Genomic DNA, 18,157 nt, shown 5'->3' with positions numbered 1-18,157 from the left:
ACAGCTGTGGCATGCCGCGCGAAGTCGATCGCTGAACGGCGATGTACGCACGACGGTAGGCGCATGGCCGCACGCCCTTGATCCGGGGTGCGCGCCGGGCCATGTGGCGGGCGCACAACGGGAGTTTAGGGATGGACGCGCGCAACGGCATCGGCGGCAGCTTGGCGGGACTGGATCTCCGCGCCGAAATTGAGCGGCTGCGGAAAGAACGCAATGCCGTGATTCTCGCGCATTATTACCAGAAGCCTGAACTGCAGGACCTGGCGGACTTCGTCGGCGACAGCCTGGACCTCAGCCGCAAGGCGGCCGAGACCGACGCGGACGTGATCGCCTTTTGCGGCGTGCGCTTCATGGCGGAGACCGCCAAGATCCTCTCGCCCGACAAGATCGTCGTGCTGCCCGACATGGACGCCGGCTGCAGCCTGGAAGACAGCTGCCCGCCCGACCAGTTCGCCGCCTTCCGCGCGGCACACCCGGACCACATCGCGCTGACCTACATCAATTGCTCGACCGAGGTGAAGGCGCTCAGCGACATCATCGTCACCAGCTCCTCGGCCGAGAAGATCCTCGCGCAGATCCCGCCCGAGCAGAAGATCATCTTCGGCCCGGATCGCAACCTGGGCGGCTATCTCCAGCGCAAGACCGGCCGCGAGCTGCTGCTGTGGCCGGGCGTGTGCATCGTCCACGAGGCGTTCAGCGAGACCGAGCTGCTCAAGCTCAAGGCCGAGCATCCCGGCGCGCCGATCGCCGCGCATCCCGAATGCCCGGCCTATATCCTCGATCACGCCGACTATGTCGGCTCGACCAAGGGCATTCTCGACTTTTCCAAGACGATGCCCGGCGACACGCTGATCGTCGCGACCGAGCCGCACATCATCCATCAGATGCAGAAGGCGATGCCGGAGAAGAACTTCATCGGCGCGCCGGGGGCGGACGGCAACTGCAACTGCAACATCTGCCCCTATATGGCGCTCAACACGATGGAGAAGCTCTACCTCGCACTGCGCGACCTCAGCCCGAAGATCGAAATCGAGGAGGGGCTGCGCGTCCAGGCGAAGAAGAGCCTCGATCGCATGCTCGCGCTGGCGAGCGGCACGGTCGGGCAGGGCGATCTGGGTCCGGTGCCGGCCTGATCGCTCAGGAGCGGACCACCGACAGCAACGACAGCAGCAGCGCCGCCGTGGTTGCGATCCCCAGATTGGGGATCAGACGCCGCGCCGGGAGGACAGCGGCCGGCGCAGGCGCAGGCGCGCGTTCGGCATAGCCCGCGCGCACTTCGCTGGTAACCGGTGGGTCCGCCAGCTCTAGTGCCCGCGCCGCAGCGCGGGCGAAGCCAATGGCGTAGATCGGCGCACCGCAGCGATCGAAGCGCGCGGCTTCCATCGCCGCCAGATGGCTGCGGCTGACGCGCGTGCGATCTGCCAGGGCGTCCAGCGAGATGCCCAGCGCCTCCCGGCGGCATCGCAGCAGGGTGGCGGCAGCGATCCAGTTTTCCGGCCAGCTTTCGGGCAGCGTCGGATGCGTCATTTTGATACGGCGACCTCAGGAGCGTCGACCAGCGCATTGATCTGGGCTAGTAACGATTCGCAAATCGCAGGGTACTCATTCTGGGTGGGGAGAATGGAGACTTGTGGTATTTTTCCCGCTGGGGCCGATTTTGTTGATGCAGGACATGATCCGATCTGCGCCCGCCAGCGACCGCAAACATGCCGCCACGCCGTTCGGACGGCTGATCGTGCGTCTGATCGCCGAGCTGGAGACCAGCATGGTGGCGGCCGGCGTGCGGGCACTGGACGGAGACCTGGATCGGGCGATCATCTTCATGGTCGTGGCGCGCGCCAGCGAAATGCTGTCCCCGCACGGGGCGGGCCATGCCGGCGGCGAGGGGCGTGCGGCCAAGGCGATCAGCATCAACGCGCTCGCTGCCTCGCTGGGACGTCCGTTCGAGACGATGCGGCGGCACATTCACGCCCTGTGCGCGGCAGGCCTGTGCGCGCGTGGCCCCGCCGGCGTCACCGTGCCGGAAGCGGTGCACGGGCGCGCCGAGATCGTCGCACTGTTCCGCGGCAACCATGATGCGCTGGTCCGTATGGTGGAGGACATGCACGACTTCGGCGTGCCGCTGCCGGAGACGCGCCCGCATATCGGCTATGATTGGCATACCGGGCTCGCCGCTGCGCACGACGTGCTGTTGACCGGCATCGAATTTCACGCGCATCGCTTCCAGTCCTGGACCGATCTGGTACTGGCCAATGCGATCCTTTGCGCCAATGCGCGGCCGCTGAGCCACAACCGCGATCTGGCGCTGGCCTATGCCAATTTCGGCCCCGCGCCGCCCGATGCGCTGTTGCAACCCGTCTCCACCGGGTCGATCGCGCGTGCGCTGGGCCTGCCGCCCTCGACCGCGCATCGCCGCGTCGCCGTGATGATCGAATCGGGCATTCTGGTGCGGCGCGCGCGCGGCGTGGTGGTGGCGGAAAAGGCGCTCTCGGATCCTGACCGCATCGAGGAGAGCCGCACGAGCATGCTGCATGTCCGTCAGATCCTGATCCGGCTCGCGGCGGGCGGCTTCCGCTTCGACGATCCCGCCGCCAACTATCGTGATCGTCGGCCCAAGCCGCTGCAGATCGCGTAGACGCGCGCGGCCGGGGATTCTACAGCCCGGTCATGACCTTGCTGCTCCCCGGCTTCGATTGCGACTCGTTCGTCCGCGCCACGCTCGCTGAGGATCTCGGCCCGGGCGGCGACATCACCGCCGCTGCGGTAATCCCGGCGGAAGCACGGTTCGAAGGGGTGATGGACAGCCGCGACCCGATCATCGTGGCGGGCCTTCCGATCGCCGAGGCCTTCTTCCGTGCGCTCGATCCCACCGTGGAGATCGAACGGCTGGTGGAGGAGGGCGCGTCGGCGGCGCCGGGCACCGCGCTCCTGCGGCTGCGCGGCCTGGCGCGGGCAATGCTCACCGCCGAGCGCTCGGCGCTCAACACGGTCCAGCACCTCAGCGGCATCGCGACGATGACACGCAGCTATGTGGACGCGATCGCCGGCACCGGCGCGACGCTGCTCGATACCCGCAAGACGCTGCCCGGCCTGCGCGTGCTGGAGAAATATGCCACGCGCATGGGCGGCGCGACCAATCATCGCATGGGCTTGTGGGACGCGGCGATGATCAAGGACAACCATGTCGCGGTCGCCGGATCGGTGGAAGCGGCGGTGGCACGCGCCGTCGCGGCAGGAATCGCGCGGATCATCGTCGAGGTCGACCGGGTCGACCAGATCCCGCCCGCGCTGGCCGCTGGCGCGACGCATCTGCTGCTCGACAACATGGCCCCGCCGGTGCTCCGCGAGGCGGTGGCGCTGGTGGCGGGCCGGGTGCCCACCGAAGCATCGGGCGGCGTTCGCCTCGACACGATCCGCGCGATCGCCGAGACAGGGGTCACCTTTATCAGCGTCGGGCGGCTGACCCAGTCGGCACCGGCGGCCGATATCGGACTGGATTTCGCGAGCGTTTGAGGGAGACGGGCATGAAATGGGTGGTGGGAAGCGTGGCGCTGGCGGCGGCGCTGCTGCCGGGCGCGGCGCTGGCACAGGCGCAGATGTGCGTTGCGCCGCGCAAGGTTGCGCGGCCGCTGCCCGATCTGCCCAGCGCGAAGGAGCCGCGCCGCGTGCTGCCGATCAGCAGCTACACGCTGGCGCTCACCTGGTCGCCGGGCCTGTGCCGCGCGCGAGGCGACACGCCGGACAGCGGCTTCCGCTGCGGCGGCGATAACCGCTTCGGCTTCACCCTGCACGGCCTGTGGCCGGATGCGGCGGGCAAGACCTGGCCGCAATATTGCAAGGCGACGCCGATCCTGCCGCCTGCGCTGATCCGCAAGACGATGTGCGCCACGCCCTCCGAACAACTGATCCAGCACGAATGGGCCAAGCACGGCACCTGCATGCAGACGACACCGGCGGGCTATTTCCAGCGCTCGACCAAGCTTTACCGCGCGATCCGCTATCCCGACATGGAGGCGCTGTCGCGCGGCGCGCCGACCGTGGGCGACTTCAAGCGCGCCTTCGCCGCTCGCAACCGCGCAATCCCGGCGGCCGCGATTCGCGTGACCACGACCCGCGAAGGCTGGCTGGACGAGCTGTGGCTGTGCCTCGACACCCGCTTTCGCTATCATCGCTGCGAGGCGGGCACCGGCGGTGTGGGCGACGATACGCCCCTGAAGATCTGGCGGGGATGATCGGCATGACGGTGGAGCGACGCAGCTTTCTCGCAGGCGCGGCGGCCTTGGCCGTAGCGACTCCCGCCGCTGCCCGTGTCGCAGCGCAGGGCGCGCGCTATGGCCTGATCGGCAAGATGACGGCGAAGACCGGTCAGCGCGATGCCCTTGCCGCGATCCTCATCGAAGGCACGGCGGCGATGCCCGGTTGCCTCAGCTACATTGTCGCGCGCGACGCGACCGATGGCGACGTGCTGTGGATCACCGAAGTGTGGGAGTCGAAGGACGCGCATGTTAATGCGCTCGCGTTACCGGCGGTGCGCACCGCGATCGGCAGGGGGCGGCCGCTGATCGCTGGGATGGAAACGATCGCGGAAACGATGCCTCTGGGAGGTTCGGGATCGGCGACGCGGAGCTGATGGCTTTGAGCCCCTCCCTCCAGGCGAGGGGCGCAAGATGGAACCTTATCCTTCGATCACCACGCTCGCTGGGTGATGCTTGTCGAGATATCGTTTGACCAGCCGCAGGTTCCGCGTGTTCGATCGGAAGAAGAAGTCCGGGATCGCGCCGACAAACGGGATCATGCCCAGCGCCCAGTCTACACCGATATTGCCCGCCATCCGTGCGATGGTGCGTTTCGGCATGCCGAGGTTGCGCGCCTCCCAGGCGAGATAGGCGCCCATCGCCGCCGCCACGCTCGGTCCAACCGCGGGCACGAAGTCCAGTAGCACGTCCAGCCCAACCTTGCGGCGGGTGCCGGGGATGGTCACCATGCCTTCCAGCAGCCGCTCCATCCCCTCGATCCGCTGGCGCACCGCGATCGCATCGGTGCCGATCGGCAGCCGCTGCGCGACATCTTCATTCAACCTTGTCGCCCGTGCCATTCGCTGACCTCACTGCTTGCGCAGGTGATTCAACGGGTGCCAGGCCCGCGCGTTCCCCTGCCAGTTCGACAGGCGCAGCGCGACGATCGACCAGCGCAGCGGCTGGGCCAGCGGGAGGAAGGCGACGTCGCTTGCCAGCATGGCGTCCGCCTCGGCGATGCGGTGCCCCCGGTTGTAGAGGTCGGGCGCATCGCGGGCGGCGGCAATCAGGGTGGCGGTATCGTCGGAGCACGCCCGGCATGCATTGGCGAGATACCAGCGGCCGCTATCATAAGGGGCGACCGCATCGACCAGTTCCAGGTCGGCGCGGGGATCCCCCAGCCCGACGCGTTTGGGGGTGATCCCGATCGCGATCATGGCGGAGGCGAGGTGCCCCCATAGCAGGGTCGCGCCCGCGCCCGAGGGAAGCGCGAGGGTGATCTCCACCGGTCCGCGATGCACGCTCTGCCATTCGCGGACGCGCTGGGCGGCGAGCGCACGGCGCTGGTTGGGCGCTACGGTCATCCAGCTACCGGGTGCGGGCGGAGCCGAGGAATCCATCTGGGCGGGAAGAATCGTCTCGGCCGGGTCCCAGCCCGGCGCGATCGCCGAGGTGAGCGCGCCGCGATCGATCGCCATGCCGATGGCGGCGCGGTTCTGCGGGGTCGTGAGGAAGCCGTCGCGCCGCAGGATGGCGAGGCCGAACAGCCCGGCTGCCGAGTCGACCCGGATATTATCGGGCGCGATTCCCGCCGCCGCCAGGATCGGCCAATCGGAAAGCGTACCGCCGAGCACCAGATCGGAGGCCCCGTCGCGGAAGCGAGCGATGGCGGCGGCGGCGCGCTCGCCCCGCAGGCGCACCAGCTCCTGCGGGGCGGGGGTCGCCCTGGGATCGTCGCCGGGTTGCTCGGCAGGCCGCAGCAACAGGCCGTCCCGCTTGCCCGGCACGATGCGGAAAGGCCCGGATCCCGCAAGGCTGGGCGCGCGGAACACCGCCATTTCCGGCTGCGCGAAGAGGTTGAGCAGATCGGGGCGCGGGCTTTTCAGTCGCACCTCGATCACCTGCGGCGTCATCTCGACGATCTCGTCAATCACCGCGAGATAAGGGGCGAGCCGACTCTTGCTGTTTGCGGCCACCGCTCGGCGAAGCACCCGGACGATCTCGCCGGCGGTGACAGGCTGGCCGCCGGGCCAAGTCGCTTCGCCCAACCGGAAGATATAGCTGCGTGCATCGTCGAACACGTTCCAGCGCTCGGCCAGCGCGGGCTCGATCTGGCCGTTGCGATCGAACCGCACCAGGCCCTGGGCGGTAGCGCCGAGAGCGACGGCCTGGGCATGGTCGATCGTGGTCGCGCTTGGGTCCACCAGCAGCCGGTCGCTGCCGATCGCGCTGACCACCACCGGCGCGTCGTCCTTGCGCTGGCCTTCGGGACCGCCGCACGCGGCGACGGTCAGCAGGAGGGCGATCACGGGCAGGCGCGGGCGTGGCATCGGCGGGTCCCAGTCGGCGGAGCGCAAGCTCTATGGGAGCGGGCACGTGCTGCCAAGCCCGGAGGCTTCCGCGCGCGTGCGGCCGCGCCTACTAAGGCGGGATGACGCTATCCCGTTTCCGCTCGCATCCCGTTGCCGCCGCCGCGATCGCCGGCGCCTTGCGCGGCTATATGCTGGTGCGAAGTATCGGCTGGTTCGTCACGCGCCCGCAGACGCGCGGAGTCCGCGCCATCGCGATCACGCCGCAGGGGCAGGTGGTGCTCGTTCGGCACAGCTACATCAAGGGCTGGCATCTACCCGGTGGCGGCCATGAGCGTGGCGAAAGTGCCGAGGAAGCGGCGTTACGCGAGCTGCGCGAAGAGGCCGGCATGGTATCGCACGGGGTGATCCGCATATTGGGTACGCTGCAGCATCGGCCCAATTTTCGCCGCGACACCGTGACGCTCGTGCTGGTCGAGCAGGTCACCTTCGTTTTCCGACCGTCGTTGGAAATCGTCGAGGCGCATGCCTTCGATCTGGATGCGCTCCCGTTCGAGATCACCAGCGGGACCGCGCGCCGGCTCGCCGAGTGGCGAGAAGGGCGCGCGGTCGCCGAGAACTGGTGACCACCGACAGGCATGGTGCGGACGGCGGGACTCGAACCCGCACGCCCCGAGGGGCAGAAGATTTTAAGTCTCCGGCGTCTACCGGTTCCGCCACGTCCGCGAGGGCGGCAGCCAAGACGCTGCCGCACGCCGCGTGTCAAGCGCGCATCACATGTTGAGGCGGATGCGCATCTCCTTCCCCGGCTTGAAATAGGGGACGCGCTTGGCGTCCACTTCGACGGACTCGCCGGTCCGCGGATTACGACCGACGCGGGCATCGCGCGCGCGGGTCGAGAATGCCCCGAAGCCGCGCAACTCCACGCGACCATCTTCACTCAGCCGGCCGACAATCTCGTCGAAGAAGATCGAGACGATCTTTTCGACTTCCCGGATCGAGAGACCGGGATTTTCCTGTACCAGCAATTGAACCAACTCAGACCGGATCATCCGGGCCCCTCCCTTGGCGAAACGCGCCCCCCAATGGCCGCGAAACGGCTATCCCCAAGGAAACTCTAGCGCTTTTTTCCAATCTGCATCAACCAGAAGATGTGGTTGATGGTGTCCTAAAATCAAAAAAGAAGGGCCCGGAAACCGCTTTCGCAGTGCCCGGGCCCCTCTTCAGGTCGCAAGATTAGTTGTTCTGGCTGCGGGCCTTGAGCGCCTCACCCAGAATGTCGCCCAGCGACGCGCCCGAGTCGGACGAGCCATACTGCTGCACGGCCTGCTTCTCTTCGGCGATCTGCATCGCCTTGACCGAGAAGGTGGGCTTCTTCGAACGATCGAAGCCGGTCACCATCGCGTCGAACTTCTGGCCGACCTGGAAACGCTCCGGACGCTGCTCGTCGCGGTCGCGGCCGAGATCGGTGCGCTTGATGAAGCCGGTCGCGCCATCGTCGCCAACCTGCACTTCGAGGCCCGCGTCGCGGACTTCGAGGACGGTGACGGTGACGACCGAGTTCTTGCCCAGACGATCGGCGCCACCGGTCGAACCGGCAGCGGCGACGCCGCCACGCTCGAGCTGCTTCATGCCGAGCGAGATGCGCTCCTTGTCGGCTTCGACGGCGAGCACGATCGCGGTGACGGTCTCGCCCTTGCGGTGCAGGGCCAGCGCGTCTTCACCCGAGATGCCCCAGGCGATGTCGGACATGTGGACCATGCCGTCGACGTCGTTGTCCAGGCCGATAAACAGGCCGAACTCGGTGGCGTTCTTGACTTCGCCCTCGACGGTCGAACCGACCGGGTGCTCTTCGGCAAACTTTTCCCACGGGTTCTGCTGGGCCTGCTTGAGGCCGAGCGAGATGCGGCGCTTTTCCTGATCGACCTCGAGCACGACGACTTCGACTTCCTGCGAGGTCGAGACGATCTTGCCCGGATGGACGTTCTTCTTGGTCCAGCTCATTTCCGACACGTGGACCAGGCCCTCGATGCCGGCTTCCAGCTCGACGAACGCACCGTACTCGGTGATGTTGGTCACGCGGCCCGACAGCTTGGCGCCGACCGGGTATTTCGCGCTCGCGCCATCCCACGGATCGCTCTCGAGCTGCTTCATGCCCAGCGAGATGCGCTGCGTGTCGCGGTTGATGCGGATGATCTGAACGCGGACGGTGTCGCCGATGTTCAGCACTTCCGACGGGTGGTTGACGCGCTTGTAGCTCAGGTCGGTGACGTGCAGCAGGCCGTCGATGCCGCCCAGGTCGACGAACGCACCGTAATCGGTGATGTTCTTGACGACGCCGTCGATCACCTGGCCCTCGGCGAGGCTCTGGATCAGGCCCGAGCGCTGCTCGGCGCGGGTTTCCTCGAGCACCGCGCGACGCGACACGACGATGTTGCCGCGCTTGCGGTCCATCTTGAGGATCTGGAAGGGCTGGGCGATGTCCATCAGCGGGGTGACGTCGCGCACCGGACGGATGTCGACCTGGCTGCCCGGCAGGAAGGCCACGGCGCCGTTGAGGTCGACGGTGAAGCCGCCCTTGACGCGGCCGAAGATGACGCCTTCGACGCGGGTGTTCTGGGCGAATTCTGCCTCAAGCTTGTCCCAGGCGGCTTCGCGGCGGGCGCGGTCGCGGCTGAGCATCGCTTCGCCGTTCGCGTTCTCGACGCGGTCGACATAGACTTCGACTTCGTCGCCGACCTTGAGGTCCGCCTTCTGGCCGGGCGCTGCGAATTCGCGCAGCGGCACGCGGCCTTCGGACTTGAGGCCCACGTCGATGACGGCGAGGTCGTTCTCGATGCCGGTGACGGTGCCGATCACGACGCGGCCTTCAAAGCCGTCCGCCTGACCGAAGGTTTCGTCGAGCAGTGCCGCGAAATCGTCGCGGGATGGGGTTGCCGTAGTGGCCATAGAAAAGTGGTTCCTAACGTTCGTTTTTTCCGGCCAACCGGTTGGATCCGGCGGTCTTGTGGGCCAGAAATGCCGCGGCGGCCGAATGCCGGTCGCGACATCCTTCGCACGGGTTCCAGTGGAGGACGAGCAAGTCGCGTCGATACGCGAAAAGGGCGCATGGAAGAAGGCTTCCAGCGCCATCCCCCACGAGCACCCGCCCGCAGGATGCGCGCGGCTTACTCCGGATGGGGTGGAAACGCAAGGTTTTCGGGGCCTGAAACTCCTCCCCGGCACGGGGAGGGGGACCATTGGCGCAGCCAATTGTGGAGGGGCCGCGCCGCCAGGCGCGGGGCTGGTCAGGTGCGGGATCGCGGCCGACTGCTTTACTTAGCCCCTCCTCCTTGGAGGAGGGGTTGGGGTGGAGGGATTCCAGAACATCTGTCGGTCTCGGTGAGACACTGCCCCACCCCAACCCCTCCCCTGAAGGGGAGTGGCTTAGATTAGGTCACCCTGCCGCCCGCTTCTTCTCGACGATCTCGATCGCCCGCTGCACCGCCGCGTCGATCGACAGGAAGCTGGTGTCCAGCGTCACCGCGTCCACCGCCTGCACCAGCGGCGCCTCGCTGCGCTTGGAGTCGCGCTCGTCGCGGGCGCGGATGTCGGCGAGCACCTTGTCGAGGCTGACGTTGATGCCGTTCTTGCGCAATTCCAGATGCCGGCGTTGGGCACGGATCATCGGGGTCGCCTTGACGAACAGCTTCACTTCGGCGTCGGGCGCGATCACCGTGCCGATGTCGCGCCCGTCGAGCAGCGCCCCGCCGGGCTGCTGGGCGAAACGCTTCTGCCGCGCCAGCAGCGCGGCGCGCACCAGCGGATGTGCCGAGACGATCGACGCCACCTGGCCGACATCGTCGGTGCGCAGAAACGAATCGGCGAGCAGCGAATCGTCGAACCCGCAGGCCGCGACGGCGTCTGCTTCCTTCGCCGGGTCCAGGCCTTCGCGCAGTACCGTCGCGGCGACTGCACGATAGAGCAGGCCGGTATCAAGATGCGGCAAGTTGTACTGGCGAGCGAGGGCGCGCGCGATGGTGCCCTTGCCCGAAGCTGCCGGGCCGTCGACTGCGATAATCATGCGGTCCACTCGCCAGCATCGCGAGCAAGGTCAAGCGCTTTGCCGCGAAATCGCGCGATCATTCGGCGGTCAGTGCGTCCAGCGTCGCGAAGAAATTCGGATAGCTGGTCGCCACCGGCGCGACGTCGTCGATCGCGATCGGTTGTGTGGCAGCGAGCGCGGCGACGGTCATGCTCATCGCAATGCGATGATCGAGCAATGTCGCGACCGTGCCGCCGCCGGCGAGCGGCGCACCTCCCGAGCCCTGGATGGCGAGACCGTCCTCATACTCTTCGGTCACCACGCCGCAGGCTTCGAGCGCCGCGCGCATGGCGGCAATGCGATCCGACTCCTTGACGCGCAGCTCGTGCGCGCCGCGGGCGACGGTGCGACCCTCGGCCAGCGCCGCGGCTACGAACAGCACCGGATATTCGTCGATCATGCTCGGGGCGAGATCGGCGGGCACCTCGATTGCCTTGAGCGGCGCGTGGCGGACGACGAGATCGGCGACCGGCTCGCCGCCGACAGTGCGGGCATTGGTCTCGGCGATGTCGGCGCCCATCAGGCGCAGCGCAGTGATCAGGCCGGTGCGCGTCGGGTTCATGCAGACATTGGCGATGGTGATGTCCGAGCCCGGCACGATCGAGGCCGCGACCATCCAGAAACCGGCCGACGAAGGATCGCCCGGCACGACGATGTGCTGGGGCTTGAGCTCGGCCTCGCCGGTGATGCTGATGATCTTGCCGTCAGGCCCGTCCTCGACGGTCAGCTCGGCGCCGAAGCCGCGCAGCATCCGCTCGCTATGGTCGCGGGTGGGGACGGGCTCGATCACGCGGGTGATGCCCGGCGTGTTGAGCCCGGCGAGCAGGACCGCCGACTTCACCTGCGCCGAGGCGACGGGCAGCGTATATTCGATCGGCACCGCCGGGCACATGCCCCGCAGCATCAGCGGCAGGCGGCCGCCGGGGCTGGCGGTTATCTCGGCACCCATCTGCGAGAGTGGCTCGATCACGCGGCCCATCGGGCGGCCCGAAAGCGACGCATCGCCGGTGAAGGTCGCAGTGATGCCATGGCTGGCGACCAGACCCATCAGCAGGCGGGTGGAGGTGCCGCTATTACCCATGTCGAGCGCCTGGGCCGGCTGCTGCAGCCCGCCGACGCCGACGCCGTGGACGCGCCAGATGTCGTCGTCGCCGCGCTCCACCTGCGCGCCCATCGCCCGCATCGCCGCGGCGGTGGCGAGCACGTCCTCGCCTTCCAGCAGGCCCTCGATCCGGCTTTCGCCGACGGCGAGCGCGGAAAACATGATCGCGCGGTGGCTGATCGACTTGTCGCCGGGAACGGTGACGGTGCCGCGCAGCGGACCACGGGCGGCGAGGGTGAGAGGGCGGGGATCGGTGTTCGACATGGGCGCGGCTTTGACAGGCGGCTTGCGGCATGGCAAGGCGCGCCCCACTTTCCGGGATCGCATCCCGAAATCTCCGAACACAGCGAAAGGCGAAGAGGCAACACATGGTGAAGCCGGAATGGGGCACCAAGCGCAGCTGCCCGAAGTGCGGTACGCGCTTCTATGATCTGACCAAGGACGAACCGGTCACCTGCATCAACTGCGGTTTCGCCTGGGAGCCCGAGCCCATCCTGAAGTCGAAGCAGCCGCTGCCGTTCGAGGCAGTGAAGGCCAATGCCGACAAGCCCGAGGCCGAGGATTCGGATCTGGTGGGCGATGACGATCTGGACATCGGCGCAGACGACGAGGAGCCCTCGCCGGACGACGACGTCGATCTGGGCGGCGACGACGACCTGGGTGTCGAGACCGTCAGCGACGACGACGAACAGTAAGCTCCAAAAAATTTTGGCAAGCGCGAAAAAGGCGCTTGCCAACCCCGCAAGGCCCTTATAGAGGGGCCGCCTTCCCGGGGAATGGGGCCGTAGCTCAGCTGGGAGAGCGTCGCAATGGCATTGCGAAGGTCAGGGGTTCGATCCCCCTCGGCTCCACCATTTCCCCCCGGATCGCGCAGCCAGTGCGATCAATCCGAAGGCATTTTTTTCTGACATAGTGATGCTGAAGCATCTCACGTCCATCGCAGATCCTTGGGTCCTGCGGCGGGCGGGGCGATGATCACTGTCAAGGACGGCGCGAGGATCTTCTACAAGGACTGGGGTCCCCGAACTGCCCAGCCGATCGTGTTTCACCATGGTTGGCCGCTGAGCGCGGACGATTGGGACGCGCAGATGCTGTCTTTCGCGGGGAAGGGCTACCGCGTGGTCGCGCAAGATCGCCGCGGCCATGGCCGCTCGACCCAGACCGGCACCGGCAACGACATGGCGACCTATGCCGCCGACATGCTGGAACTGGCCGAGGCGCTAGACCTGCGGAATGCGGTGCATATCGGCCATTCCACCGGCGGCGGCGTAGTCGCGGCCTATGTCGCGCGCGCCATTCCGGGCCGCGTCTGCCGTCCGGGCGGGCGCGGCCTTTTCCGGTGTGCGGATGAGTAAGCATGTTCGGCAACCGCTCGTTTACACGCCGCTGCGACACTGCCGCATCGGAGCAGCGCCATGATCGCCACCAACATCGCCCTTACCGGGGTTCAGGCCAGCGTCGCGCGGATCAATGTCAGCGCGCAGAACGTCGCCAACGCCAACACCACCGGCGAGACCGCCAAGGCGGTGACTGCTGCCAACGCGATCGGCAAGACAGTCAACCATGCCTATCAGCCCATCGCGCTGTATCAGGCGGCGGCTGCCGGCGGCGGCGTCAATGCAAAGCCGGTGCCTGCAGTACCGGGCACGGCACCCCGTTACGACCCGGAATCGCGGGATGCCGATGAAGATGGTAACATCGAGGCGCCCGACGTGGATTTCGCGAGCGAGGATGTCGAACAGCGCAAGGCGCTGTTCTCCTTTCGCACCAACCTCTCGGTGATCAAGACCGAGGACCAGATGATGGGTTCGCTGCTGGATATGCGCGTCTAGGACGTGCAGCCCTCTCCCCCGGGGGAGAGGGCGCTACGCCTTCAGGCCAGTGTCAGGCCGACATCCACGTTGCCGCGTGTAGCGTTCGAATACGGGCAGACCTGGTGTGCGGCGTCGACAAGCTTCTGGGCCTCTTCGCGGTCCAGGCCCGGCAGGCTGACCAGCAGATCGGCGGTGATGCCGAAGCCGCCTTCCGAACGCGGGCCGATGCCTACGGTCGCAGTGACCGTCACGTCGGCCGGAACCTTGATCTTCATGCCTGCGCCGACTGCCTTGAGCGCGCCGATGAAGCAGGCCGAATAGCCCGCCGCGAACAGCTGTTCCGGGTTGGTGCCCTCGCCGCCGGCGCCGCCCAGCTCCTTCGGGGTCGACAGCTTTACGTCGAGCACGCCGTCCTCGGAACGCGCGCTGCCGTCGCGGCCGCCGGTTGCGATTGCCTTGGTGGTGTATTTCACATCGACCGACATGGTGCGTCTCCTTTAATGCTGCGGTAAAAGATATCGCGATAAATATTAGATAGAGGCGGTTGCACCCCTTGTCCAGAGGATTCGTTATCGCGATATACGTTTTATCCCGCGGTTGGCGGGAAGGAGTTCATAGCCATGCCCGCCCCGCTTCCGCTCGACGGCCAGCTCTGCTTTTCGCTCTACAGCGCGAGCATGGCGATCACGCGCGTCTACAAGCCCATCCTCGATCGGCTGGGCATCACCTATCCGCAATATCTGGTGCTCCACGCGCTGTGGGAGCAGGATGGCCGCACGGTGGGCGCGGTCGCTGAGCGGCTGGCGCTCGAATCGAGCACGATCACGCCGCTGGTGAAGCGCCTGGAAACGGCCGGGCTCGTCGAGCGCCGCCGAAATCCGCAGGACGAGCGGCAAGTGCAGGTGTTCCTCACCGCAAGAGGCCAATCGATTCGCGAGGAGTGCGGCTGCCTGGGTGAAGCGGTGGTGGCGAAGACGGACCTGACCTTCGAACGACTGGCGGCGCTGAACCGCGAGGCACAGGCCCTGCGCGACTCGCTGGCGCGGGGGTAAGGCGTACGGACCAATCCCCGGTTTGCCGCGCGGCCCTATCCGGCTAAGGGGTGCAACCACCCCCCAAATCTGCTGGAACCCCCGTTTCGATGCTGCGCCTGTCCGGACTTTCCCTGCCCCTCGATCATCCCGCCGATGCGCTTGCCCCGGCGATCGCGGCGCGGCTGGGCGTGGCGCCGGTCGAGGTGCGCAGCTTCACCGTGTTCAAGCGCGGCAACGATGCCCGGCGGCGCAATGCGATCCTGCTGGTCTACACCGTCGATGTCGAGCTGACGGACGAAGCCGAGGTGCTGGCGCGGCTCGCCGGCGACAAGGACGTGCGGCCGACGCCGGACATGACCTATCGCCCGCCGGTCCACGCGCCCGAAGGCTGGACCGGCCTGCGCCCGGTGGTGATCGGCGCAGGCCCATGCGGGCTGTTCGCCGGGCTGATCCTCGCCCAGATGGGCTTCCGCCCGATCATCGTCGACCGCGGCAAGATCGTGCGCGAGCGGACCAAGGACACCTGGGGCCTTTGGCGTCGCGCCGAGCTCAACCCGGACTCGAACGTCCAGTTCGGCGAGGGTGGGGCGGGGACCTTCTCCGACGGCAAGCTCTATTGTCGGGTCAAGGATCCGCGCTTCCTCGGCCGCAAGGTGCTGGAGGAGTTCGTGAAAGCCGGCGCGCCCGACGATATCCTGTGGCAGGCGCATCCGCATATCGGCACCTTCCGCCTCGTCTCGATGGTGGAGAGCATGCGCCGCACCATCGAGGCACTGGGCGGCGAATATCGCTGGCAGACCCGTGTCGATGCGATCGAGTTGGACGGCGAGCGCAGCATGCGCGGGCTGCACCTGCACGACGGCAGCTTCCTGGAGGCCGATCATGTCGTGCTGGCGGTGGGCCACAGCGCACGGCCTACCTTCGAGATGCTCCACCGCATGGGCGTGCATATCGAGGCCAAACCCTTCTCGATCGGCGTTCGGATCGAGCATCCGCAGGGCTGGATCGATCAAGCGCGCTTCGGCAACTGCGCCAAGCATCCCGATCTCGGCGCGGCCTCCTATGCGCTGTCGCACCACTGCGCCAATGGCCGCACCGTCTACAGCTTCTGCATGTGCCCGGGCGGGCGGGTGGTGGCGGCGACCTCCGAGGAGGGCCGCGTCGTCACCAACGGCATGAGCCAATATTCGCGCGCCGAGTTCAACGCCAATTCCGGGCTGGTCGTGGCGATCGACCCTGCGCGTGACTATCCGGGCGGTCCGCTGGCGGGGATCGAACTGCAGCGCAAATGGGAGGATGCGGCGTTCATTGCCGGCGGCTCCAACTATAACGCGCCGGGCCAGCTCGTCGGCGACCTGCTCGCCGGGCGCCCGTCGACCGCGCTCGGGCAGGTGGTGCCGAGCTACAAGCCAGGCGTCACGCCCACTGACCTTGCCGCCTGCCTGCCCGAGTTCGTGATCGAGGCGTTCCGCGAGGCGCTGCCGGTGTTCGGCCGCCAGATCGCCCGCTACGATCATCCCGACGCGGTGATGACCGGCGTGGAGACACGCACTTCCTCGCCGATCCGCATCACGCGCGGCGCTGATTTCCAGAGCCTCAACACGCCGCGGCTGTTCCCGGCAGGGGAAGGCGCGGGCTACGCCGGCGGCATCCTCTCGGCCGCAATCGACGGTATCAAGGTCGCCGAGGCGATGGCGAAGAGCATATTGTCCGATTAACCATCGTATTTCGATCATTGGAGAATCTGCTCGCCCTCCGCTTCTATAATGGGAGGCGAAGGGAAGGTTTGTGCAGGATTATCAGGAAGCCGCGCGCCTCGACGCGCTGTATCAACTGAAGCTGCTCGACACGCCTCCGAGCGAGCAATTCGATCGCATCACGCGGATGGCGGCGCAGATCTTCGGTCTGCCGATCGCGGCGGTGTCGCTGACCGACAGGGACCGACAATGGTTCAAGTCGCGCGTCGGTGTCGAACATTGCAGCATCCCGCGCCACAAGGCGCCCTGCGCCGAAGTCGCCGACACGCGCGATCTCGTGGTGATCGAGGATTTCGCTACCCATCCCTGCTATGCGGATAGCCTGCTCGCCCGCAACGGCACGCGCTTCTATGCCGGCGCGCCACTCGTCACCAGCGACGGCTATGGGCTGGGCGCGCTATGCGTGCTGGGTGGCGAGCCGCGCATCGCGACGGCCGAGGAACGTGCGGCGCTGACCGATCTGGCCGCGATGGTGATGGCGCAGATCGAACTGCAGCACGCCTTCGGGCGCATCGATCCCATCAGCGGCCTGCCAACGCGCGCGCAGTTCCGCGACGACTTTTTCGATCTCGCGCGCGATTGCCCGGGCCAGTTCCGTATCGCGGTAATCGCCGATCTCGCTCGCGACGACCAGATCGCCAAGATTGTCGGCGCAATGGGCGCGGCGCGGCTGGATGAGATGGTGCGCGAGGCGGCTCAAGCGATCCAGACCGCGCTCGGCCCCCATCGCACCGTCTACCATGTCGGTACCACCCAATTCGCCTTCCTGTCGGCGCCCGAGGTCGATGTGGACACCTATGTCCCGTTGCTGGAGCAGGGCTTCACGGCGATCCGCGCCACGTCCAGCGTGCGCTTCGTGACGAGCGTCGCGATCGGCCTGCGGCCGTTCCGCTTCGGCGACGTGCCGGCCGAGGACGTGCTGCGCGGTGCCGCCAGCGCGGCGCAGGACGCGCGCCGCACCGACGGTGCGATCGCGCTCTTTTCCCCGGCGCGGGATAGCGAGATGCGCCGCCATTACGACCTGCTGCAGGATTTCGGCGCCGCTCTCGAAACAGAGGGCCAGCTGCGCCTGGTCTACCAGCCGCGCGTCGATCTCGCCACCGGGCGCTGCCTGGGCGCGGAGACGCTGCTGCGCTGGCGCCACCCGACATTGGGCGAGGTGTCGCCGGCCGAGTTCATCCCGATCATCGAACAGACCGCGCTCGCCCGGCCAACGACTCAATGGGTGCTTGACCGCGCGCTCGACCAGCTTGCCGCATGGCAGGCGGCGGGGCTCGATCTGACGCTGTCGATCAACATTTCCGCCGCCAATCTGATGGAGCCGGACCTGATCCAGCGCATCCAGCTGGCGCTGCTCAGCCGCCAGCTGCGGCCGGAGCGGCTGGAAATCGAACTCACCGAAAGCGCGATGATGGCGCAACCGGAAAAGGCGCTGGCGATCCTGGGCGAACTGGCCGATGTCGGCGTCGCGCTGGCGATCGATGATTTCGGTACGGGCCACAGCAGCCTGGCCTATCTCCAGCGGGTGCCGGCGCAGGTGGTCAAGATCGATCAGGCATTCGTGCGTGGGATGGATGCGGCGCGGGGCGCCGATCACGTGCTGGTCGAGACGATGATCGTGCTGATCCACAAGCTCGGCCGCCGTGTCGTCGCGGAAGGCGTGGAAACCCAAGCCGCCGCGGCGCTGCTCGCCGGCCTGGGCTGCGAGGAGGCACAGGGCTATTGGTTCGCGCGGCCGCTGGAAGTTTCGGCGTTCGCGGAGTGGGTCGCGGCGGGGAAGGCCTTGGCGGCTTGACCGGTTCCTGCCCCGCGCCGCGCGGCG

General features: G+C 67.3%; 19 protein-coding genes, 2 tRNA genes and 1 pseudogene. 13 read left to right on the top strand and 9 right to left on the bottom strand.

Going from position 1 to position 18,157, the window contains the following annotated elements; translation table 11 throughout:
- Nucleotides 1-131: 131 nt before the first annotated feature.
- Nucleotides 132-1,133 (top strand): quinolinate synthase NadA, encoded by a 1,002-nt coding sequence (gene nadA / locus S2M10_RS03985; protein ID WP_168844955.1) that lies wholly within the window; start codon nt 132-134, stop codon nt 1,131-1,133.
- A gap of 4 nt (nt 1,134-1,137) precedes the next feature.
- Here the strand turns inward: nadA and S2M10_RS03980 are convergent, their stop codons facing one another.
- Complete coding sequence (locus S2M10_RS03980; protein WP_168844954.1) at nt 1,138-1,527, bottom strand: helix-turn-helix transcriptional regulator; 390 nt, start codon at nt 1,525-1,527, stop codon at nt 1,138-1,140.
- Nucleotides 1,528-1,672: 145 nt separating this feature from the next.
- Between S2M10_RS03980 and S2M10_RS03975 the strand changes: the two genes are divergently transcribed.
- From S2M10_RS03975 to S2M10_RS03960, 4 genes are read left to right on the top strand one after another with little or no spacing between them, the layout of a single operon-like run.
- The gene (locus S2M10_RS03975) at nt 1,673-2,635 is read left to right on the top strand and encodes a helix-turn-helix domain-containing protein (protein ID WP_247650597.1); all 963 of its coding nucleotides are present in this window, start codon (nt 1,673-1,675) and stop codon (nt 2,633-2,635) included.
- 32 nt (nt 2,636-2,667) lie between these two features.
- A complete protein-coding gene (gene nadC, locus S2M10_RS03970; RefSeq protein ID WP_168844952.1) occupies nt 2,668-3,513 on the top strand; it encodes a carboxylating nicotinate-nucleotide diphosphorylase in 846 nt (281 codons plus the stop codon).
- A gap of 11 nt (nt 3,514-3,524) precedes the next feature.
- Nucleotides 3,525-4,232, top strand: a complete 708-nt coding sequence (locus tag S2M10_RS03965; RefSeq protein ID WP_168844951.1) for a ribonuclease T — start codon at nt 3,525-3,527, stop codon at nt 4,230-4,232.
- 5 nt (nt 4,233-4,237) lie between these two features.
- Nucleotides 4,238-4,630, top strand: coding sequence for an antibiotic biosynthesis monooxygenase family protein (locus tag S2M10_RS03960; RefSeq protein WP_168845114.1), 393 nt, complete (start codon nt 4,238-4,240; stop codon nt 4,628-4,630).
- A gap of 45 nt (nt 4,631-4,675) precedes the next feature.
- Here the strand turns inward: S2M10_RS03960 and S2M10_RS03955 are convergent, their stop codons facing one another.
- On the bottom strand, nt 4,676-5,095 hold the full coding sequence (locus S2M10_RS03955; protein WP_168844950.1) for a DUF4112 domain-containing protein: 420 nt from the start codon (nt 5,093-5,095) through the stop codon (nt 4,676-4,678).
- A gap of 9 nt (nt 5,096-5,104) precedes the next feature.
- The gene (locus S2M10_RS03950) at nt 5,105-6,565 is read right to left on the bottom strand and encodes an ABC transporter substrate-binding protein (RefSeq protein ID WP_168844949.1); all 1,461 of its coding nucleotides are present in this window, start codon (nt 6,563-6,565) and stop codon (nt 5,105-5,107) included.
- Between the two features lie 101 nt (nt 6,566-6,666).
- Here S2M10_RS03950 and S2M10_RS03945 point away from each other — a divergent pair, with 101 nt between their 5' ends.
- On the top strand, nt 6,667-7,170 hold the full coding sequence (locus S2M10_RS03945; protein WP_168844948.1) for an NUDIX domain-containing protein: 504 nt from the start codon (nt 6,667-6,669) through the stop codon (nt 7,168-7,170).
- Nucleotides 7,171-7,183: 13 nt separating this feature from the next.
- Here S2M10_RS03945 and S2M10_RS03940 read toward each other — a convergent pair.
- The 5 genes from S2M10_RS03940 to aroA form a co-directional block, all read right to left on the bottom strand.
- A tRNA-Leu gene (locus S2M10_RS03940) sits at nt 7,184-7,270 on the bottom strand.
- A 47-nt stretch (nt 7,271-7,317) separates the two neighbouring features.
- On the bottom strand, nt 7,318-7,596 hold the full coding sequence (locus S2M10_RS03935; RefSeq protein ID WP_168844947.1) for an integration host factor subunit beta: 279 nt from the start codon (nt 7,594-7,596) through the stop codon (nt 7,318-7,320).
- 184 nt (nt 7,597-7,780) lie between these two features.
- Nucleotides 7,781-9,493 carry a 30S ribosomal protein S1 gene (gene rpsA, locus S2M10_RS03930; protein WP_121074891.1) on the bottom strand — a complete coding sequence of 571 codons (1,713 nt, stop codon included), beginning with the start codon at nt 9,491-9,493 and terminating at the stop codon, nt 7,781-7,783.
- A 487-nt stretch (nt 9,494-9,980) separates the two neighbouring features.
- A complete protein-coding gene (gene cmk / locus S2M10_RS03925) occupies nt 9,981-10,607 on the bottom strand; it encodes a (d)CMP kinase (protein ID WP_168844946.1) in 627 nt (208 codons plus the stop codon).
- 58 nt (nt 10,608-10,665) lie between these two features.
- Nucleotides 10,666-11,994 carry a 3-phosphoshikimate 1-carboxyvinyltransferase gene (gene aroA, locus S2M10_RS03920; protein ID WP_168844945.1) on the bottom strand — a complete coding sequence of 443 codons (1,329 nt, stop codon included), beginning with the start codon at nt 11,992-11,994 and terminating at the stop codon, nt 10,666-10,668.
- Between the two features lie 104 nt (nt 11,995-12,098).
- Between aroA and S2M10_RS03915 the strand changes: the two genes are divergently transcribed.
- The 4 genes and pseudogenes from S2M10_RS03915 to S2M10_RS03900 all read left to right on the top strand — a co-directional run bounded on the left by S2M10_RS03915 (nt 12,099) and on the right by S2M10_RS03900 (nt 13,562).
- Nucleotides 12,099-12,425 carry a TIGR02300 family protein gene (locus S2M10_RS03915; protein ID WP_168844944.1) on the top strand — a complete coding sequence of 109 codons (327 nt, stop codon included), beginning with the start codon at nt 12,099-12,101 and terminating at the stop codon, nt 12,423-12,425.
- Between the two features lie 83 nt (nt 12,426-12,508).
- Nucleotides 12,509-12,584 (top strand) — tRNA-Ala (locus S2M10_RS03910).
- Between the two features lie 117 nt (nt 12,585-12,701).
- A pseudogene (locus S2M10_RS03905) lies at nt 12,702-13,046 on the top strand (alpha/beta hydrolase); the annotation flags it as partial.
- 99 nt (nt 13,047-13,145) lie between these two features.
- The gene (locus S2M10_RS03900; RefSeq protein WP_168844943.1) at nt 13,146-13,562 is read left to right on the top strand and encodes a flagellar biosynthesis protein FlgC; all 417 of its coding nucleotides are present in this window, start codon (nt 13,146-13,148) and stop codon (nt 13,560-13,562) included.
- 41 nt (nt 13,563-13,603) lie between these two features.
- On the opposite strand, the gene S2M10_RS03895 is transcribed toward S2M10_RS03900, so the two are convergent.
- Complete coding sequence (locus tag S2M10_RS03895; protein ID WP_168844942.1) at nt 13,604-14,029, bottom strand: organic hydroperoxide resistance protein; 426 nt, start codon at nt 14,027-14,029, stop codon at nt 13,604-13,606.
- Nucleotides 14,030-14,164: 135 nt separating this feature from the next.
- Between S2M10_RS03895 and S2M10_RS03890 the strand changes: the two genes are divergently transcribed.
- From S2M10_RS03890 to S2M10_RS03880, 3 genes are all read left to right on the top strand, one after another.
- Entirely contained in the window at nt 14,165-14,596 is a 432-nt protein-coding gene (locus tag S2M10_RS03890) for a MarR family transcriptional regulator (protein WP_168844941.1), read from the top strand.
- 89 nt (nt 14,597-14,685) lie between these two features.
- On the top strand, nt 14,686-16,296 hold the full coding sequence (locus tag S2M10_RS03885) for an NAD(P)/FAD-dependent oxidoreductase (protein WP_168844940.1): 1,611 nt from the start codon (nt 14,686-14,688) through the stop codon (nt 16,294-16,296).
- A 70-nt stretch (nt 16,297-16,366) separates the two neighbouring features.
- Nucleotides 16,367-18,130 (top strand): EAL domain-containing protein, encoded by a 1,764-nt coding sequence (locus S2M10_RS03880; RefSeq protein WP_168844939.1) that lies wholly within the window; start codon nt 16,367-16,369, stop codon nt 18,128-18,130.
- Nucleotides 18,131-18,157 lie beyond the last annotated feature (27 nt).

Origin of the sequence: Sphingomonas sp. S2M10 (assembly GCF_012650175.1) — a bacterium.
Taxonomy (GTDB): Bacteria; Pseudomonadota; Alphaproteobacteria; order Sphingomonadales; family Sphingomonadaceae; genus Sphingomonas.
This window is presented reverse-complemented; position numbering and strand designations above follow the sequence as displayed.